The sequence below is a fragment of the Actinoallomurus sp. CA-150999 genome (genome assembly GCF_050942425.1).
GTDB lineage: Bacteria > Actinomycetota > Actinomycetes > Streptosporangiales > Streptosporangiaceae > Actinoallomurus.
Genome location: NZ_CP192063.1, coordinates 10,834,243 through 10,848,110 on the forward strand (window position 1 = coordinate 10,834,243; position 13,868 = coordinate 10,848,110).

At 70.9% G+C, this 13,868-nt stretch carries 16 protein-coding genes; 7 read left to right on the plus strand and 9 right to left on the minus strand.

Annotated features, from left to right (window positions below):
- Positions 1 to 2 precede the first annotated feature (2 nt).
- A complete protein-coding gene (locus ACQP2O_RS50100) occupies positions 3 to 845 on the minus strand; it encodes a helix-turn-helix domain-containing protein (RefSeq protein ID WP_433177013.1) in 843 nt (280 codons plus the stop codon).
- A gap of 173 nt (positions 846 to 1,018) precedes the next feature.
- Here ACQP2O_RS50100 and ACQP2O_RS50105 point away from each other — a divergent pair, with 173 nt between their 5' ends.
- On the plus strand, positions 1,019 to 1,516 hold the full coding sequence (locus ACQP2O_RS50105; RefSeq protein WP_433177015.1) for an ATP-binding protein: 498 nt from the start codon (positions 1,019 to 1,021) through the stop codon (positions 1,514 to 1,516).
- Between the two features lie 13 nt (positions 1,517 to 1,529).
- Here ACQP2O_RS50105 and ACQP2O_RS50110 read toward each other — a convergent pair whose 3' ends face one another.
- A complete protein-coding gene (locus tag ACQP2O_RS50110; protein WP_433177017.1) occupies positions 1,530 to 2,114 on the minus strand; it encodes an SRPBCC family protein in 585 nt (194 codons plus the stop codon).
- A complete protein-coding gene (locus ACQP2O_RS50115) occupies positions 2,111 to 2,746 on the minus strand; it encodes a TetR/AcrR family transcriptional regulator (RefSeq protein ID WP_433177019.1) in 636 nt (211 codons plus the stop codon). Before ACQP2O_RS50115 ends, ACQP2O_RS50110 begins: the two co-directional genes overlap by 4 nt.
- A 267-nt stretch (positions 2,747 to 3,013) precedes the next feature.
- Between ACQP2O_RS50115 and ACQP2O_RS50120 the strand changes: the two genes are divergently transcribed.
- Positions 3,014 to 4,186, plus strand: a complete 1,173-nt coding sequence (locus ACQP2O_RS50120) for a serine hydrolase domain-containing protein (RefSeq protein ID WP_433177021.1) — start codon at positions 3,014 to 3,016, stop codon at positions 4,184 to 4,186.
- A 46-nt stretch (positions 4,187 to 4,232) separates the two neighbouring features.
- Here ACQP2O_RS50120 and ACQP2O_RS50125 read toward each other — a convergent pair whose 3' ends face one another.
- The 3 genes from ACQP2O_RS50125 to ACQP2O_RS50135 form a co-directional block, all read right to left on the minus strand.
- The gene (locus ACQP2O_RS50125) at positions 4,233 to 4,877 is read right to left on the minus strand and encodes a response regulator transcription factor (protein WP_433177023.1); all 645 of its coding nucleotides are present in this window, start codon (positions 4,875 to 4,877) and stop codon (positions 4,233 to 4,235) included.
- Positions 4,868 to 5,977: a sensor histidine kinase gene (locus tag ACQP2O_RS50130; protein WP_433177025.1), complete on the minus strand. Its 1,110-nt coding sequence runs from the start codon at positions 5,975 to 5,977 to the stop codon at positions 4,868 to 4,870. The genes ACQP2O_RS50125 and ACQP2O_RS50130 overlap by 10 nt, the downstream gene beginning before the upstream one ends.
- 205 nt (positions 5,978 to 6,182) lie before the next feature.
- A complete protein-coding gene (locus ACQP2O_RS50135) occupies positions 6,183 to 6,821 on the minus strand; it encodes a DedA family protein (protein WP_433177028.1) in 639 nt (212 codons plus the stop codon).
- 369 nt (positions 6,822 to 7,190) lie between these two features.
- On the opposite strand from ACQP2O_RS50135, the gene ACQP2O_RS50140 reads away from it, so the two are divergent.
- Positions 7,191 to 7,613 carry a hypothetical protein gene (locus tag ACQP2O_RS50140; RefSeq protein WP_433177030.1) on the plus strand — a complete coding sequence of 141 codons (423 nt, stop codon included), beginning with the start codon at positions 7,191 to 7,193 and terminating at the stop codon, positions 7,611 to 7,613.
- Positions 7,614 to 7,945: 332 nt separating this feature from the next.
- A complete protein-coding gene (locus tag ACQP2O_RS50145) occupies positions 7,946 to 8,245 on the plus strand; it encodes a hypothetical protein (RefSeq protein ID WP_433177032.1) in 300 nt (99 codons plus the stop codon).
- A 72-nt stretch (positions 8,246 to 8,317) separates the two neighbouring features.
- Here the strand turns inward: ACQP2O_RS50145 and ACQP2O_RS50150 are convergent, their stop codons facing one another.
- Positions 8,318 to 9,751: a DHA2 family efflux MFS transporter permease subunit gene (locus tag ACQP2O_RS50150; protein ID WP_433177034.1), complete on the minus strand. Its 1,434-nt coding sequence runs from the start codon at positions 9,749 to 9,751 to the stop codon at positions 8,318 to 8,320.
- A gap of 85 nt (positions 9,752 to 9,836) precedes the next feature.
- Here ACQP2O_RS50150 and ACQP2O_RS50155 point away from each other — a divergent pair, with 85 nt between their 5' ends.
- A complete protein-coding gene (locus tag ACQP2O_RS50155; RefSeq protein WP_433177035.1) occupies positions 9,837 to 10,499 on the plus strand; it encodes a TetR/AcrR family transcriptional regulator in 663 nt (220 codons plus the stop codon).
- Here the strand turns inward: ACQP2O_RS50155 and ACQP2O_RS50160 are convergent.
- Together ACQP2O_RS50160 and ACQP2O_RS50165 are read right to left on the minus strand one after the other, a co-directional pair.
- Positions 10,477 to 11,448, minus strand: a complete 972-nt coding sequence (locus ACQP2O_RS50160) for a hypothetical protein (protein WP_433177037.1) — start codon at positions 11,446 to 11,448, stop codon at positions 10,477 to 10,479. The two genes, ACQP2O_RS50155 and ACQP2O_RS50160, sit on opposite strands and share 23 nt — an antisense overlap.
- On the minus strand, positions 11,445 to 12,041 hold the full coding sequence (locus tag ACQP2O_RS50165; protein WP_433177039.1) for a helix-turn-helix transcriptional regulator: 597 nt from the start codon (positions 12,039 to 12,041) through the stop codon (positions 11,445 to 11,447). Before ACQP2O_RS50165 ends, ACQP2O_RS50160 begins: the two co-directional genes overlap by 4 nt.
- A gap of 112 nt (positions 12,042 to 12,153) precedes the next feature.
- On the opposite strand from ACQP2O_RS50165, the gene ACQP2O_RS50170 reads away from it, so the two are divergent.
- Both ACQP2O_RS50170 and ACQP2O_RS50175 read left to right on the plus strand, forming a co-directional pair.
- Positions 12,154 to 13,362 carry a serine hydrolase domain-containing protein gene (locus tag ACQP2O_RS50170; RefSeq protein ID WP_433177041.1) on the plus strand — a complete coding sequence of 403 codons (1,209 nt, stop codon included), beginning with the start codon at positions 12,154 to 12,156 and terminating at the stop codon, positions 13,360 to 13,362.
- A complete protein-coding gene (locus ACQP2O_RS50175; protein ID WP_433177043.1) occupies positions 13,359 to 13,835 on the plus strand; it encodes an SRPBCC family protein in 477 nt (158 codons plus the stop codon). The genes ACQP2O_RS50170 and ACQP2O_RS50175 overlap by 4 nt, the downstream gene beginning before the upstream one ends.
- Positions 13,836 to 13,868 lie beyond the last annotated feature (33 nt).

A 13,868-nucleotide genomic window follows, 5' to 3' on the forward strand; every position in this document is an offset into this window, starting at 1 on the left:
GGCTACTCCTTGGCCATGTCGACGATCAACGCCGCCGACTCCTCGGGGGTAAGGGCCGCATCGCTGATGCGGTCATAAGCCAGCTTAAGCCGCCGATTGCCTTCTGCACTTTCTATGTACTTCTCGCCAGAGATGTCCTCGACGTACGACACAGCCGGATCAATCGCTTCGCGGAACTCCAGGTGCGCGAACGCACCATCGAGACCGACGTGCGCACCCGCACTGAATGGCAGGACCCGGACGGTCACGTTCGATCGCTTGCTGCTCACCGCCTCGAGCTTTCGGAGCTGCTCGCGCATAACGGCCTCGCCGCCGACCTCGTGCCGCAGCGCCGCCTCGCCGATGATCGCGTGGAGTTCAGGTGCGTCTGGCCTGCTCAGCAGCGTTTGCCGTGCGATCCGAGCCTTCACCCGCTTCTCGACCTCAGTGGGATTGAGCTTGGGTATGCCGACTTCGATCAAGGCGCGAGAGTAGTCCTCGGCCTGCAGGAGGCCGGGGATGAGCAGCGGCTGCCACATGCGAATGATGGAGGCGGCGTCTTCGAGTCCGACGTACGAGCCGGTGAAGACGCCGAGGTCCTCCCACCAGCCGCGTTCGCCGGCGTCGCGGGCGAGGCGGATCAGGCTGTCGCGCTTGCCGTCGGGGAGGCCGTACAGGTCGAGGATGTGGGCGACCGTCTTCGGTGACGGGACGGCGCGGCCGTTCTCGAACCGGTTGAGCTTGCTGTACGACCAGCCGAGCTGCGCGGCGGCCTGCTCGACGCTCAGGCCACTGTTCTCTCGGAGCGCCTTCAGCTCGGTCGCGAGTCGGCGAGCGCGGACGGAGAGACTGTGTCGGGGAGCCATGGCGAGAGTCTGCCTCGCACGATGAGGTCACGTCAGGCGTTTAGCAACTTTCCGTGAATTGACAACTACAGCTTGTGATCAATGATGACATCACTTCACTATGACCACTGCAGACAACCCGTATCGCGGTCGGGGTTCCCCTGACCGCACACCTCTGATCGGGGGCTGATCACATGACACCCGACCCGGCAGCTCCCCCGGACGCGGCCGCGCCTGGCGGCCCGCTCGGACGGCCCGACTGGCTTGCACTCCATGTCCACGACGCGTCCGCGCCGATCGCCCGGCGATTCGCCGAGGTCATCGCCGTGGAGCATGGCGCGGACCGCGATGCGATCGGCCTGGTCACCAGTGAGCTGGTGACGAACGCCCTGCGCGCCGCGCGGAGGCTCATCGACGACGGGCTGGTTCCGGCCTGGACGCACCCGGAGCGGCCGGTACGGATCGGAGTCCTGGCGACCGCCCGATGGATGCGCCTGTCCATCACCGACCCCGACCCCCGGCCGATCGATCCGCAGGCGGTACCGAACAACGGCTGGGGATTAGGGTTCGTCGACACGCTCTCGGCCGCGCGCTGGACGACGTACGACGCCGACAGCAAGACCGTCCACGTCGTCGTCCCCGCGCCGGGGGTTGAGTTGGCGGCGGCAGAGCTGAGCGTTCTGATGCGGTGATTCGCCGAGGCGCTCAACCGGTCGCCCGCTGGGCGAGGGCTTTGTTCATGGCGCTGAACTGCGGGAGCGTGTTCGACTTCAGCTGGCCCTCGATGAAGGGGACCGCGACGCCGGTGAAGCGCTCGCTCTGGGTCAGGCGGACACGGTGCGGGCCGAGTTGCTCGATGAGGAACCGGTGCTCGCCGTCCGCGATCCATCCTGGGTCGACCTTTCCAAGCCAGCGCAGCTCACGACCGGGGCGGGCGGCCAGCACCTCGGGGGTGAAGGTCATGTCGCCGCCGGCGTCGTGCAGGTGGATGCGCATGCGAGCGCCCTTCGCCAGGACGCCGCCGGACGAGGTCACCTGCGCCGAGGTCATGAACGGGTTCCACTGCGGGTAGGCGGCGAAGTCCGTCAGCACCCGCCAGACCTGGTCCGGCGTCGCATCGATCTCCGTCGAGGCCGTCAGCGTCACCGGGCGAATGTTGGTCCACAGCGTGTATCCGGCCAGCACGGCGATGAGGGCGGACAGCACGGCGAACAGCCGTCGCCGTCGCCGGGGAGAGGCGGACGGCGTCTCGATCTCGTCGACGCGCGTGGGCAGTTGTGTGTGAGTCATCGTTTCTCCTGCTCCCCGGTGGAAGGTGCGGCACCGGTCAGCGCGCTGGTGACCAGACGGTGGACGTAGGTGGTGTCGATGGGTTGGCCGGTGACCAGCAGCCGGTAGTACAGGGCTCCGGCGAGCTGGTCGAAGACGACCTCCGGCTCGGCGTCCGGGCGTAGCTCACCGGCCTCTTTGGCGGCCTGGAGCAGGGTGAGCACCAGGGCGTTGCGCCGGGCGAACATCTCCTGGACGGTCGCGCCGACGTCGGCGTGACGCGCCGCCGCGGCGGCTATCTCCGCGACCAGGCCCGCCGACGCTTCTCCCGCGGTCGCGGTCCGGCCGACCTGCCGCATCCGGTCGAGCCCGCCCACGATCTCGCCGAGGTATCGCGTCAGGTCGGCGCGGACGTCGCCGCTGTAGGACACCGGCACCTGGTCCATCACTCGCGCCACCACCGCGACGATCAGATGATCCTTGGTGGGCCAGCGCCGGTAGATCGTGGTCTTGGCGACTCCGGCCTTCGTGGCCACCTCCTCCACCGCGAAGCGGTCGTATCCGCGGTCGAGCAGCAGTTCCAGGGCCGTGTCCACGATGCGGGCGTCGGCGTCCCGGCTGCGCGGGCGGCCCCGCCGGGGTGTGGTCTCCATTCGACCCCCTTTCGCTACGGTCGTTTCGTAAATAGCGTACGATCCACCCGACCATTTACGCAACGGCCGTAGCGAAACTCCCGCCCCCGCCTCGGCCGCGCGTCTCGACCCCGCCTCGACCGCGTCTCGGCCGCGTCTCGGCCGCGTCTCGGCCGCGTCTCGGCCGCGCGAGGGAGATGCGGCGTTCGCCTCCGTCGTTCGGGCGAGGCGGAAAGATGGGCCGGCTCGGCGATCCGCCGAGCGCTTCCGGGCCGAAGCATGGAGCCCATGCGAAGACACCTGATCATCACCGGCGCGATGCTCACGCTCACGACGGCCCTCGGGCCGACGGCATCGGCCGGTACGCTGCCGCCCCTCGACCCGGCGGTCCTGCAGAAGGCGATCTCCGGTCTGCCGAGCGCGACCGTCACCGGCGCCCTCGTCCGCGTCAGCGGCCCCGCCGGGCGGTGGAGCGGAACGTCCGGCACCGGCGACGTCGCCACGGGTGCGCCCGTCCCCGCGAACGGGACATTCCGGATCGGCAGCACCTCCAAGATCTTCACCGCGTCGGTCGTTCTCCAGCTCGTCGCCGAACACCGGATCGACCTCGACGAGAACGTCCAGCACTACCTGCCCGATCTCCTGCCCGCGTCGTATCCGGCGATCACCGTTCGCCAGGTCCTGAACCACACCAGTGGCCTGCCGGGCACCTCCATCGACTCGGGCGACGCGCGCTGGTTCGTCGAGCACCGCCTCGACAGCTGGACGCCGCAGGAGCTCGTCGCCAACGCGGTGACCCACCCGTTGGAGTTCGCGCCGGGCACCCGGCAGCAGTACAACGGCACGAACTACTTCGTCGCCGGCCTGCTCATCGAGCGGGTCACCGGGCGGACGTACGCCGAGGAGGTGCGGCGACGGATCATCGAGCCGCTGCGGCTGCACGACACGTACGTCCTGGACCGGCACGACCCGCGGCTGCCCGGGCCGCACTCCCACGGATACGTCGCGGTGACCGACGCGGGCGTGACCACGCTGCACGACGTGTCCGAGCAGAGCCCCTACCCGTGGGCCGAAGGCGGCATCATCTCCAGCGCCGGCGACCTGACCCGTCTCATCCGCGCGCTCTTCCGCGGCCGGGTCGTGCCGCGGACGGAGCTGCAGGCGATGTTCACCGTTCCCGACGTCGCGTACGTCGGCCGCGACAACTGCAACATCGGCCCGAACGCCGGACGGGCCTGCTTCAGCGTCGGCCTCACGCGGACCGTGTTCCCGAACGGCGTCACGGTCTGGGGGAAGACCGGTGCCCGGCCGGGCTACACGGGCGGGCTGTTCGCCACCCGGGACCTGCGGCGCGTCCTCGTCTACTCGCTCAACGCGACCGGCAACAAGGACGGCTCGGAGTCCCCGTACCTGGTGAAGATCGCCGCCGCGGTCTTCGCTCCGGGGCTGGGGAACCCGTGACGATTCCCGGCGCGGCGGATCACCGGGGCTGAAGCCGCCCGCTCCGTCAAGAGCCGAGGTAGCGGAGGACGGCCAGGACGCGGCGGCTGTAGCCGCCGTCGCCGGACAGGCGGAGCTTGTCGAAGATCGCGTTGATGTGCTTCTCGACGGCGCTCTGCGAGATGTACAGCTGGGCGGCGATCGACGCGTTCGTGTGGCCCTGGGCCATGTGGGACAGCACGTCGCGCTCTCGGGCGGTGAGGTGGCTCAGCGGGTCGACGTGCGTCGTACGGGCGAGGAGCTGCCGGACCACCTCGGGGTCGAACGCCGCGCCGCCCGCGCCCACCCGCTCCAGCGCGTCCAGGAACTCCTGCACCTGGGCGACCCGGTCCTTGAGCAGGTAGCCGACGCCCTGGGTGTCGGAGGACAGCAGCTCGGTCGCGTACCGCTTCTCGACGTACTGCGACAGCACGAGCACGCCGACACCTGGGTGGCGCCGCCGGATCTCCAGTGCCGCCCGCAGCCCCTCGTCCGTGTGGGTCGGCGGCATCCGTACGTCGACGACGGTGACGTCCGGTGGGTCGGCGTCGACCGCGGCGAGCAGCGCGTCCGCGTCGGCGGTCGCGGCGACGACCTCGTGTCCCTCCTCGGCCAGCAGCCGTACGAGACCCTCACGGAGCAGGGTGGAGTCCTCGGCCAGGATCACGCGCACGGCAGCACCGCCTCGACGACGGTCGGCCCGCCGGGCGGACTGGTGACCGTGAACCGCCCGTCGAGCGCGGCGATCCGGCGGGCCAGGCCGGTGAGCCCGCTCCCGCCCGGGTCCGCGCCGCCCGTCCCGTCATCGGTGATCCGCACGATCACCATGGTGTCGGGCGCGGTGACCGACACGTCGACCAGGGTGGCGGCGGCGTGCTTGGCGGCGTTCGTGACGGCCTCCCGTACGGTGAAATACGCCGCCGTCTCGACCTGCGGCGCGGGCCGTACGGGCAGGTCACAGCGGAGCCGTACGGGCACGGGCGAGCGCTCGGCGACGGTGGCGAGGGCCTCGGCCAGGCCCAGCTCGTCCAGCGCGGCCGGGTAGACGCGCCACGCCACCTCGCGCAGCTCCTCCACGGCCCGCTGCGCCTCGTCGTGGGCCTGCCGGTACAGGTCGTCCGAGCCGTTCCGGCGGGCCCGGCCGAGGAGCATGGCCAGGGCGACGAGGCGCTGCTGGAGGCCGTCGTGCAGGTCACGCTCGATACGTCGGCGTTCGGCGTCGACGGCCTCGACGATGCCGGCGCGGCTGGCGGCGAGCTCGGCGATCCGGCGTCGCATGAGCTCCCGGTCGTCCGGCCCGAGGAGGCGGCGGCCGAGGCGGCGTTCCAGTGAGACGACCGCCGCCAGCCCGGCGAGGTCGAGGAAGAGCAGCATGGCGCCGACGGCGGTGAGGTACGCCACGATCGGTACGGTCGGCGCCATCCCGTCGGGCCGTCCGCCGGAGAGCCAGTCCGCCACCGCGCCGGTCGCGGTGACCGCCCCGTACGCCAGCAGGAACAGCGCACCGCCGCCCAGCAGACCCACGGGCCAGCGGACCGCGAGGTACGCGAGCGCCCGCCGGTCACCGTAGGCTCCGACGTCCTCCAGCCCGAGGCGGCGGCGCTCCACCCCGGTCAGCCAGCGGGCCCCGGCGGCGACGAATCGCGGCGAGCGCAGCGGGATCAGGGGCGCGGCGACGAGGACGAAGGCGAGGTCGGCCACTGCCGTGACCGCACCCAGCGCCGTCCCGCCGAGGAGCCGGACGCCCGCCCGCACCGCTGACCGCGCGCTCACGCCGCCCCGCCAAGGAGCCCGACGCCCGCCCGCACCGCTGACCGCGCGCTCACGCCGCCCCGCCAAGGAGCCCGACGCCCGCCCGCACCGCTGACCGCGCGCTCACGCCGCCCCGCCAAGGAGCCCGACGCCCGCCCGCACCGCTGACCGCGCGCTCACGCCGCCCCGCCAAGGAGCTGGGTGCCTGCCTTCGCCCACCCCGTGCTCATGCCCGGTGCCGGGCCCGGGACCGCGTCACCCGGGCCACGATGACGTACGCGAGGCCGGCCAGCGCCACGATCACCACCGCCTTCGAGACCAGCCCGCCGTACTTCTCGACGAGCACCCAGTTGTCACCCAGCCAGTATCCGGCCAGGACGAAGGCGGTGTTCCAGATCAGGCTGCCCAGCGCCGTGAACACCGTGAACGTCACCACCGGCATCCGCTCGATCCCCGCCGGGACCGAGATCAGGCTCCGCAGCACGGGGACCATCCGGGCGAAGAACACCGCCTTGGCCCCGTGCCGCGCGAACCACGCCTCCGCCCGGTCGATCTCGTGCGCCTTCACGAGCGGGATCCGCTCGACGAGCGCGCGCGTACGGTCGCGGCCGAGCAGCGCGCCGGCGGCGTACACGACCAGCGAGCCGACGATCGAGCCGACCGTGGCCCAGAAGATCGTGGCCGCCAGGCTCATCCGGCCCTGCCCCGCCGTGAACCCGGCGAGCGGCAGGATCAGTTCGCTCGGCACGAAGGGGAACACCGTGTCCACCGCGTTGGCCAGGCCCGCTCCGGGTGCGCCGAGAGACTCCATGATGTGGGCGGCCCACCCGGCGATCCCGCCCGCCGGGGTTGTCGTTTCGATCATGTCCGTGACGCTAGGGAGCGCGGCGGCGCGGCGTAATGCGGGCGGCCGCCGAGACGGGTGTGGAAAACCGCACCCCTTACGGCTTGGGGAGCGATAGCTCTTCGGGCAGGTTCGTTTGATTTTTCCGCTCTCGGGTGATCAGCAGGCCGTCATGTGCTCAGCACCCCGGCGTTTCCGCAGCGCAGACTCCTGTACTGACTGCCACGCCGGGGCAAGTTCGGCGACAAGCTCACCAAGATGCTCCGGGGAGATACCGGTCAGGGCAGGATGGGACAAGGCCGCTCGAGCCGAAGCTCGCGTCACAACCCCCTCAACTCGCGCGGCCGTTCTCACGTCACGGCCGAAGACCCGGTAAGGAGGAAGGCTCGAATGGACCAGCAACGGCTCCATGCCGACGTGCGTGCTGCCACCGGCGAGGCCATGGGTCAGGTCGCGGCCCGCATCGGGCAAGCGCTGAACCTGACGTTCACGGAACGCGAATGGGATGACCGGCCGGCGCACTTCGGCCGCGGGCTCGGTTTCGGCCTCCGCCTGACGGCAGCGGGCACCCGTGACAATCCCGAGGTCGAACTAGTGGCGTACACCGAAGTCGATGTGTCTTCCCCCTTCACGGACGTAGACATCAGCCCCTACGTGGCAGGTCTGCTGACGACCCTCACCCGCCTCGACTGGTACGTGCCCTCCGTTGAGCAGATCGCCGACGAACGCGCGGCCTACCGCATGGCCACCTTGTGGTCTGACCAGTGGTCTCGCACCGATGAGGAGCGTGCCGCGGAACTCAACGACGGCTGACGGCACTACTGGCCCGCAGTGTGCGCCGCCACCTACCTCTCGACTTAGTCGGCAGTGTCCTCCCACCTCGCCACCGTCCGGATACCCATGGCCTTGACCGGATGATCGTTGCTCGTTAGAGCCTGTTCCTAAACCGGCTCTCGGCGTGGCTCCGGTCGGCTGACATCTGCCGCTTTACATCTTCGCCCGGCCTGCTGAATCATCTCGGATCGGCCTTTGGAGGAGGTGCTGTGACCCACGGCCATGGCGGCGGGTCAGCCGGCCCCGGTGATCCGCACGAGGCGTTCCCGCCTGCTTCGACGCCTCCGATGCGACCGTTGGGGAGGCCGTCGATGGTGCTCGTCGTCGTGGTGGTCGCCTTGGCCGGGGGTGTCTGGTTGGCGACACGCGGCGGTGGCGACCGGTCAAACGAAGCGCCGCCGCCCGTTAGGTTCCGCAACCTGCCGGGGGCATGTTCGTTCGTGCCCGACCGGACCGTCGAGCATCTGGTGCCCAAGGCCACAACGGACGATAGACCCAACGAGAGGACCCGAACCCAGGCGCTCGCGTCCAAGGCCACCCTGCAGGATATGCGGTCCGCGGCGCGCGACATCGTCGAGGCACTCAACTCCTGTACGGCCTGCGGTCATTGACCTCGCACGGTCGCCGAGCCCGGTCGCGGCTTTGATGCGGGCAAGAAGATCAACGGCCGCAGACGCAGGCTCTTAGGCCGAGTCTTCGCGGCCGGCTCGGGGAAGCAGGAATGCCGGGATGAGGGCGAGCGTGGTCAGGGCGAGCGACCACACGAACGTCTGGCGGAACGCGGCGGACGCGGTGTGCATCGTGCTCTGATGCTGCAGGACCAGGGCGAGCAGCACGGTCCCGAACGAACCGCCGATCTGCTGCATGATCCTGCTGGCGCTGGTGGCCGGGGCCAGCTGCGAGGCGGACAGGCCACGGTACGTGGCGGTCATCGCGGTCAGGAGCACCGTCCCGATCCCGAGGCCCGCGACGAACAGCGCGACGCCGAGCAGCCATCTGCTGGTCTGCGGGCCGGCCAGCGCGAACGGGACGGTGCCGGCGACGGCCAGGGCCATGCCGGCCAGCGTGACGGCGCGTTCCGCGCCGGTGCGGTCGACCAGCCTGCCGACGAAGAACATCGCCACCGCTGAGCCCACCGCGCGCGGCGCGAGCAGGAGCCCCGCCTCCAGTACGCCGGTTCCGCGGACGTCCTGGTAGTACAAGGGGACGAGGAACATCGCGCCGAAAAGTGACGCGCCCAGCAGCAATCCCAGCACCGACGCGGCGCTGAAGGACCGTACCCGGAACAGCCGGACGTCGATGATCGGTGTGATCCGGGTGCGCAGCGCGTGGACGGCGTAGGCCGCCAGCAGGGTGACGCCGGCCGCGAGAGCGCCGACGACGGGGCCGCTGGTGAAGCCGCCCCGGTTTCCGGCCTCGGACAGCCCGTACACGACCGCGGCCAGTCCGACGGACAGCAGTGCCAGGCCGAGCGCGTCCAGCCGGCCGGCGCTCTGCCGTTCGCCGCGCGGCACCACCCGCCAGGCCAGCGCGATGGCGAGCAGGCAGATCGGCACGTTGACGAAGAACGCCCAGCGCCAGTTCACGTCGACCAGCAGGCCACCGAGCACGGGACCGAGGGCGGGGGCGACGCTGCCGGGCACGACCACGAACGTCATGGCGCGCCCCATCCGCTCGCGACCTGCGGCCTGGGCCAGGATCGTACGGACGAGGGGCAGCAGCATCCCGCCGCCCACGCCCTGCAGGACGCGGAAGACGATCAGGCTGCCGATCGACCACGCGGCGCCGCACAGGACGGAGCCGCCGAGGAAGAGCGCGAGCGAGACGAGCCACATGCGCCGGGCGCCGAAGCGTTCGACCGACCATCCGGTGAGCGGGATGACCATGGACAGGGCCAGCAGGTAGCCCGTGCTGACCCACTGGATCGTCGCGACCGACGCGTGGAAGTGCCGGCCCAGGGTGCCGATCGCGACGGTGACGATGGTCATGTCCAGCCCGGCGGCGACCGCGCCGAGCATGAGGACGAGCGCGAGCCGGACCAGGGCGGGATCCAGCCGGTCCGTCCCCGGGGTGTGGGATGCCGCGCGCTCCTCGGCTCGGAGCGAAGGGCGACTCATGGGACCTCCAATAAGACTAGACGGTTCAGTTCCGTTTCAATCTAGACGGAACGGTTCCGTCTAGGCAACCGGTATGATGGGGGCCATGGATCGATCCGCTGTCTCCTCAGGTGATCGGCGTTCGCCGGCCAAGCACCGGGCGATCCTGCGCGCCGCGACCGAGGTGTTCCTGCGTGAGGGCTACGCGCGTGCGAGCGTCGACGCGATCGCGGCGGCGGCGGGCGTGGGAAAGCAGACGGTGTACGGCCACTTCGGCAACAAGCAGCGGCTGTTCCAAGCCGTCGTCGAAGAGGCGCGCGACGCGACCGGCGTCACGCTGGAAGACGTGGCGGCACTCCTCGCCGAACCCGGTGACCCCCGAGCGGTCCTCGAGGTCGTGGCCGAACACCTGCTGCGCGCGATCACGGCACCCGATCACGCGGCGCTGCACCGGCTGACGATCGCGGAGCTCCCGCACCACCCCGAGCTGCAGCGATCGTGGCGTGACGACGGCACGGCGGTGACCGAAGTGATCGCCGCCTACCTGGCCGAACGTGACCGCCAGGGCGAGCTGAGCGTGCCCGATCCCGTCCGGATCGCACGCCAGTTCGCGACGCTGCTCGGCGCCGAGGGCCAGGTGCGCTCGCTGCGCGGCGCCGAGCAGCTCACCGACGCCCAGTTTCAGGAGATCGCCCGGGAGACCACGGATCTGATCATCCGCGCCTGCCGGGTCGGTGATACCGGGTCTACCCGCCGAACCGCGCGATGAGCTCCTGGTACGCCGCGAAGGCGGGCTTCGGCGCGTAGTCGTCCGTCAGGAGGCCGAAGCGGTGGAACATCCCCGGGGCGCCGCTGTCGGCGTCGCGCAGGGTGAAGTGCGTGTACGCGCCGACCCCGACCGCGGTCCGGCACTCGGCGATCGCCCGGACCGTGGTCTCCAGGACCTCGGCCTGCCGCTCGGGTGACCGGTCCGGGCCGGTGGGCCAGCCGTTCTCGGTGATGTGCAGCGGGACCTCGGATGCGATGCCGGCGGGCGTGAGGCGCTCGGCGCGATGCATTCCGAGCAGGCCGGTGACGGCGTCGTACAGGCGGTCCAGGGGGACGGGCTGGAAGACGTCGGGGAAGAAGTCCAGGCCCACGTAGCCGAGGGCGTCGGCGAACTCCTCGCCGCCCAGGTCCGTGACCGAGGCGATGAAGTCGGCGCCCGGCCCGAACAGCGGGGTGGTGTTGAACCCGACCCGGAGATGGTCGAGGCCCTGCCGCCTGGCCTCGTCGGCGGCGGCGACCACCCCTTCGACGAGGGCCTCCCGCACGCGCGGGTAGTACCCGTCGAGCGTCGGGTTCCCGGTCATGTTGGGCTCCTCGGTGACCTGCAGCGTCGCGGCCCGGTGCCCGTGACGGCGGACCAGGTCGCGGACGAAGCCGGCGTACCCGGCCACGTCCCCGCTGCGGGACTGATACTGGGCGACCAGGTCCAGGGCCAGCCCGTCCCCGGCGTACTGCTCGACGCGTTCCGGGCTCTGGGTCACCTCGCGAGTGTCGTCGGCGTCGACGAACGAGATGTATCCCCGGACCAGGAACGCGCGGCCGTCGAGCCGCAGCCGGTCGAGGGCCGCCCGGATCCGCTCGGGGTCGTCCTTCGGGCCGGTGGCCAGGCCCCCGCTGTCGTCGCCCGTCGCTCCCCCGGGATAGATCCCGAAGAGCAGGCCGTCGCTCATCGTCGTTCTCCTTCGTCGGCGCGGCGCTCGGGCCACGGCAGGGCTTCGGTGGCGATCTGCTCTGCGGTGGCCTCGACCCAGGTCAGCTCGCTGCGCGCCATGTGCAGCGCGTAGTCGGCCTCGATGACGAACAGGCGCGGCACCTCGCCCGACCGCAGCGCGTCGTCCAGGGCCCGTTCGTCGTCGGCGATGGCGGCCCGGAGCCGGTCGGCGCGCTCCCGCAGCGCGGCGCGGGCCCCGTCCGGGCCCAGCGCCCCGAGGTACGCCACGGCGGTGAGGAAGACCGGGAACTCCCGTCGCGGGTTGCGGATCTGCTCGTCGAGCCGCTCGACGAAGACGGCGCGCCCCGTCTCGGTCAGCGCGTACACCGTCCGGGCCGGTCGGTTCCCCTCCTGGACGCGCTCGCGCGGCGTGATCCAGCCTTCGCGCTCGAGGGCGGCCACCACGTCGTACAGCGATCCCCGGTTGATCCGGACGCTGGCGTCCTTGCCGCGCTCGCGGAGCACGGACGCCATCTCGTACGGGTGCATGGGCCGTTCCATCAGCAGCCCCATCACTGCCAGCCCCAGTGGGTTGTCGGCACTCCGTGGCATAGTCGCCTCCTGATATCAGAAACCGACTATAGCCGAACCTGCGGATCTCCTCAGTCGGCTGGGCGGTCCGCCTCATGGTCCGCAACGGCGGCGGCTTCCTAGCGTGCTGTGCGTGATCAAGTCATCGCGTGGAAAGCTCATCGCGCTGATGTCCGGTGCGCTGGTCGCCGTCGCCGTACCGGTGGCCGTGACCGCGCCCACCGGCCGAAGCGTCCAGACACGGGCAGAGCACACCGCCCTGCCGGCCGAGCCCGCGGTCAAGGCGATGCTGGACGGCCTGGTGCACGACAAAACGGCGACGGCGGCGCTGATCCGCGTCACCGACCGCGTCGGCGGCTGGACGGCCGCGTCGGGCGTGACCGACCTGGCCTCCGGGCGGCCCGCCGACCCGAACGGCCACCTCCGGATCGGCAGCGTCACCAAGACCTTCGTCGCCACGGTGCTGCTGCAGCTGTGCGACGAGGGACGGCTCCGGCTCGACGACCCGGTCGAACGCCACCTCCCCGGCGTCGTCCCGAACGGCGAGCACATCACGGTCCGCCAGGTCCTCGGCCACACCAGCGGCCTGCACGACTACATGAGCGAGCCCGGCTACTCCACCAACCGGTGGCGCGGCGACGCCCGGTTCCGCTCGTACTCGCCCCGGCAACTGCTCAAGGTCGCCTTCGCCGAGCCGCCGAACTTCCCGCCGGGTGAGGGATGGCGGTATTCCAACACCAACTACGTCGTCGCGGGTCTGCTGATCGAGAAGCTCACCGGTCGGCCGTATGGCGTGGAGATCACACGCCGGATCCTCCGGCCGCTGCACCTGACTCAGACGAGCGTTCCCGGGAACCGGTCCGGTCTGCCCCATCCGTACGCCCACGGGTACGAGGCGCTGACGGACGGGCGGGTCGTCGACGCCACCCGGATGAACCCGTCGCTGGACTGGGCGGCCGGCGAGATGATCTCCACGACCCGCGACCTCGACCGGTTCTTCGACGCCCTGCTCGGCGGACGGCTGATTCGCGCGGCCTCCCTGGCCGCCATGCGTGCGGTGAGGGACACCGGTGCCGGGTTCGACTACGGGCTGGGCCTGCAGAAGTACACGTTGCCGTGCGGGTCCACGGTCTGGGGTCACAGCGGCGAGCTGATCGGCTACCTGACCTTCGCGTTCCGCGCGGACGACGGGCGCCGGATGACACTCTCCCTCGACCCGTACACCAAGAAACCGGGCACGCAGCAGATCTTCTCCATCGCCTCCGCCGTCTTCTGCGCCAAGCGGATCGCCGCGCAGGACGACCGGGCCGCAGAGAAGCACACAGAGACGGAGGAACGATGAGCGATCACATCCCCGACCCGGTACGGCACACGGTGACCGTGCCCCTGTCCATCGAGCGCGCGTTCACCCTGTTCACCGACCGGTTCGACACCTGGTGGCCGCGCGGCCACAAGATCGGAGCGACGGACCTCGCCGAGGCGGTGCTCGAACCGCGCCCCGGCGGCCGCTGGTACGAACGCGACGTCGACGGCGGCGAGTGCGACTGGGGTCGCGTACTGGCCTACGAACCGCCGCACCGGGTGGTCCTGGCCTGGCACATCGACGGTCAGTGGCAGTACGACCCGGACCCGGCGCACGCGAGCGAGGTGGAGGTCCGCTTCACCGAACAGGACGGACACACCCGGGTCGAGCTCGAACACCGTCATCTCGAACGGCACATCGGCGGTGGCGAGGACGTCGCGGTGGCGGTCGGCTCCCCGGGCGGCTGGCCCGGCATCCTGGACGGCTACGCCAAGGTCGCCGCGGAGACCTGACCGCCGCCGGCGCCTTCGCTTCGGGGCGATCGG

What these genes read in the sequence shown, in the direction of transcription:
- ACQP2O_RS50175 (WP_433177043.1), top strand. Translation starts at nt 13,359, where the DNA reads ATGAGCGATCACATCCCCGACCCGGTACGGCACACGGTGACCGTGCCC.
- ACQP2O_RS50100 (WP_433177013.1), bottom strand. Translation starts at nt 845, where the DNA reads ATGGCTCCCCGACACAGTCTCTCCGTCCGCGCTCGCCGACTCGCGACC.
- ACQP2O_RS50135 (WP_433177028.1), bottom strand. Translation starts at nt 6,821, where the DNA reads ATGATCGAAACGACAACCCCGGCGGGCGGGATCGCCGGGTGGGCCGCC.
- ACQP2O_RS50115 (WP_433177019.1), bottom strand. Translation starts at nt 2,746, where the DNA reads ATGGAGACCACACCCCGGCGGGGCCGCCCGCGCAGCCGGGACGCCGAC.
- ACQP2O_RS50140 (WP_433177030.1), top strand. Translation starts at nt 7,191, where the DNA reads ATGGACCAGCAACGGCTCCATGCCGACGTGCGTGCTGCCACCGGCGAG.
- ACQP2O_RS50160 (WP_433177037.1), bottom strand. Translation starts at nt 11,448, where the DNA reads ATGAGCGACGGCCTGCTCTTCGGGATCTATCCCGGGGGAGCGACGGGC.
- ACQP2O_RS50105 (WP_433177015.1), top strand. Translation starts at nt 1,019, where the DNA reads ATGACACCCGACCCGGCAGCTCCCCCGGACGCGGCCGCGCCTGGCGGC.
- ACQP2O_RS50145 (WP_433177032.1), top strand. Translation starts at nt 7,946, where the DNA reads ATGGTGCTCGTCGTCGTGGTGGTCGCCTTGGCCGGGGGTGTCTGGTTG.
- ACQP2O_RS50150 (WP_433177034.1), bottom strand. Translation starts at nt 9,751, where the DNA reads ATGAGTCGCCCTTCGCTCCGAGCCGAGGAGCGCGCGGCATCCCACACC.
- ACQP2O_RS50165 (WP_433177039.1), bottom strand. Translation starts at nt 12,041, where the DNA reads ATGCCACGGAGTGCCGACAACCCACTGGGGCTGGCAGTGATGGGGCTG.
- ACQP2O_RS50155 (WP_433177035.1), top strand. Translation starts at nt 9,837, where the DNA reads ATGGATCGATCCGCTGTCTCCTCAGGTGATCGGCGTTCGCCGGCCAAG.
- ACQP2O_RS50120 (WP_433177021.1), top strand. Translation starts at nt 3,014, where the DNA reads ATGCGAAGACACCTGATCATCACCGGCGCGATGCTCACGCTCACGACG.
- ACQP2O_RS50110 (WP_433177017.1), bottom strand. Translation starts at nt 2,114, where the DNA reads ATGACTCACACACAACTGCCCACGCGCGTCGACGAGATCGAGACGCCG.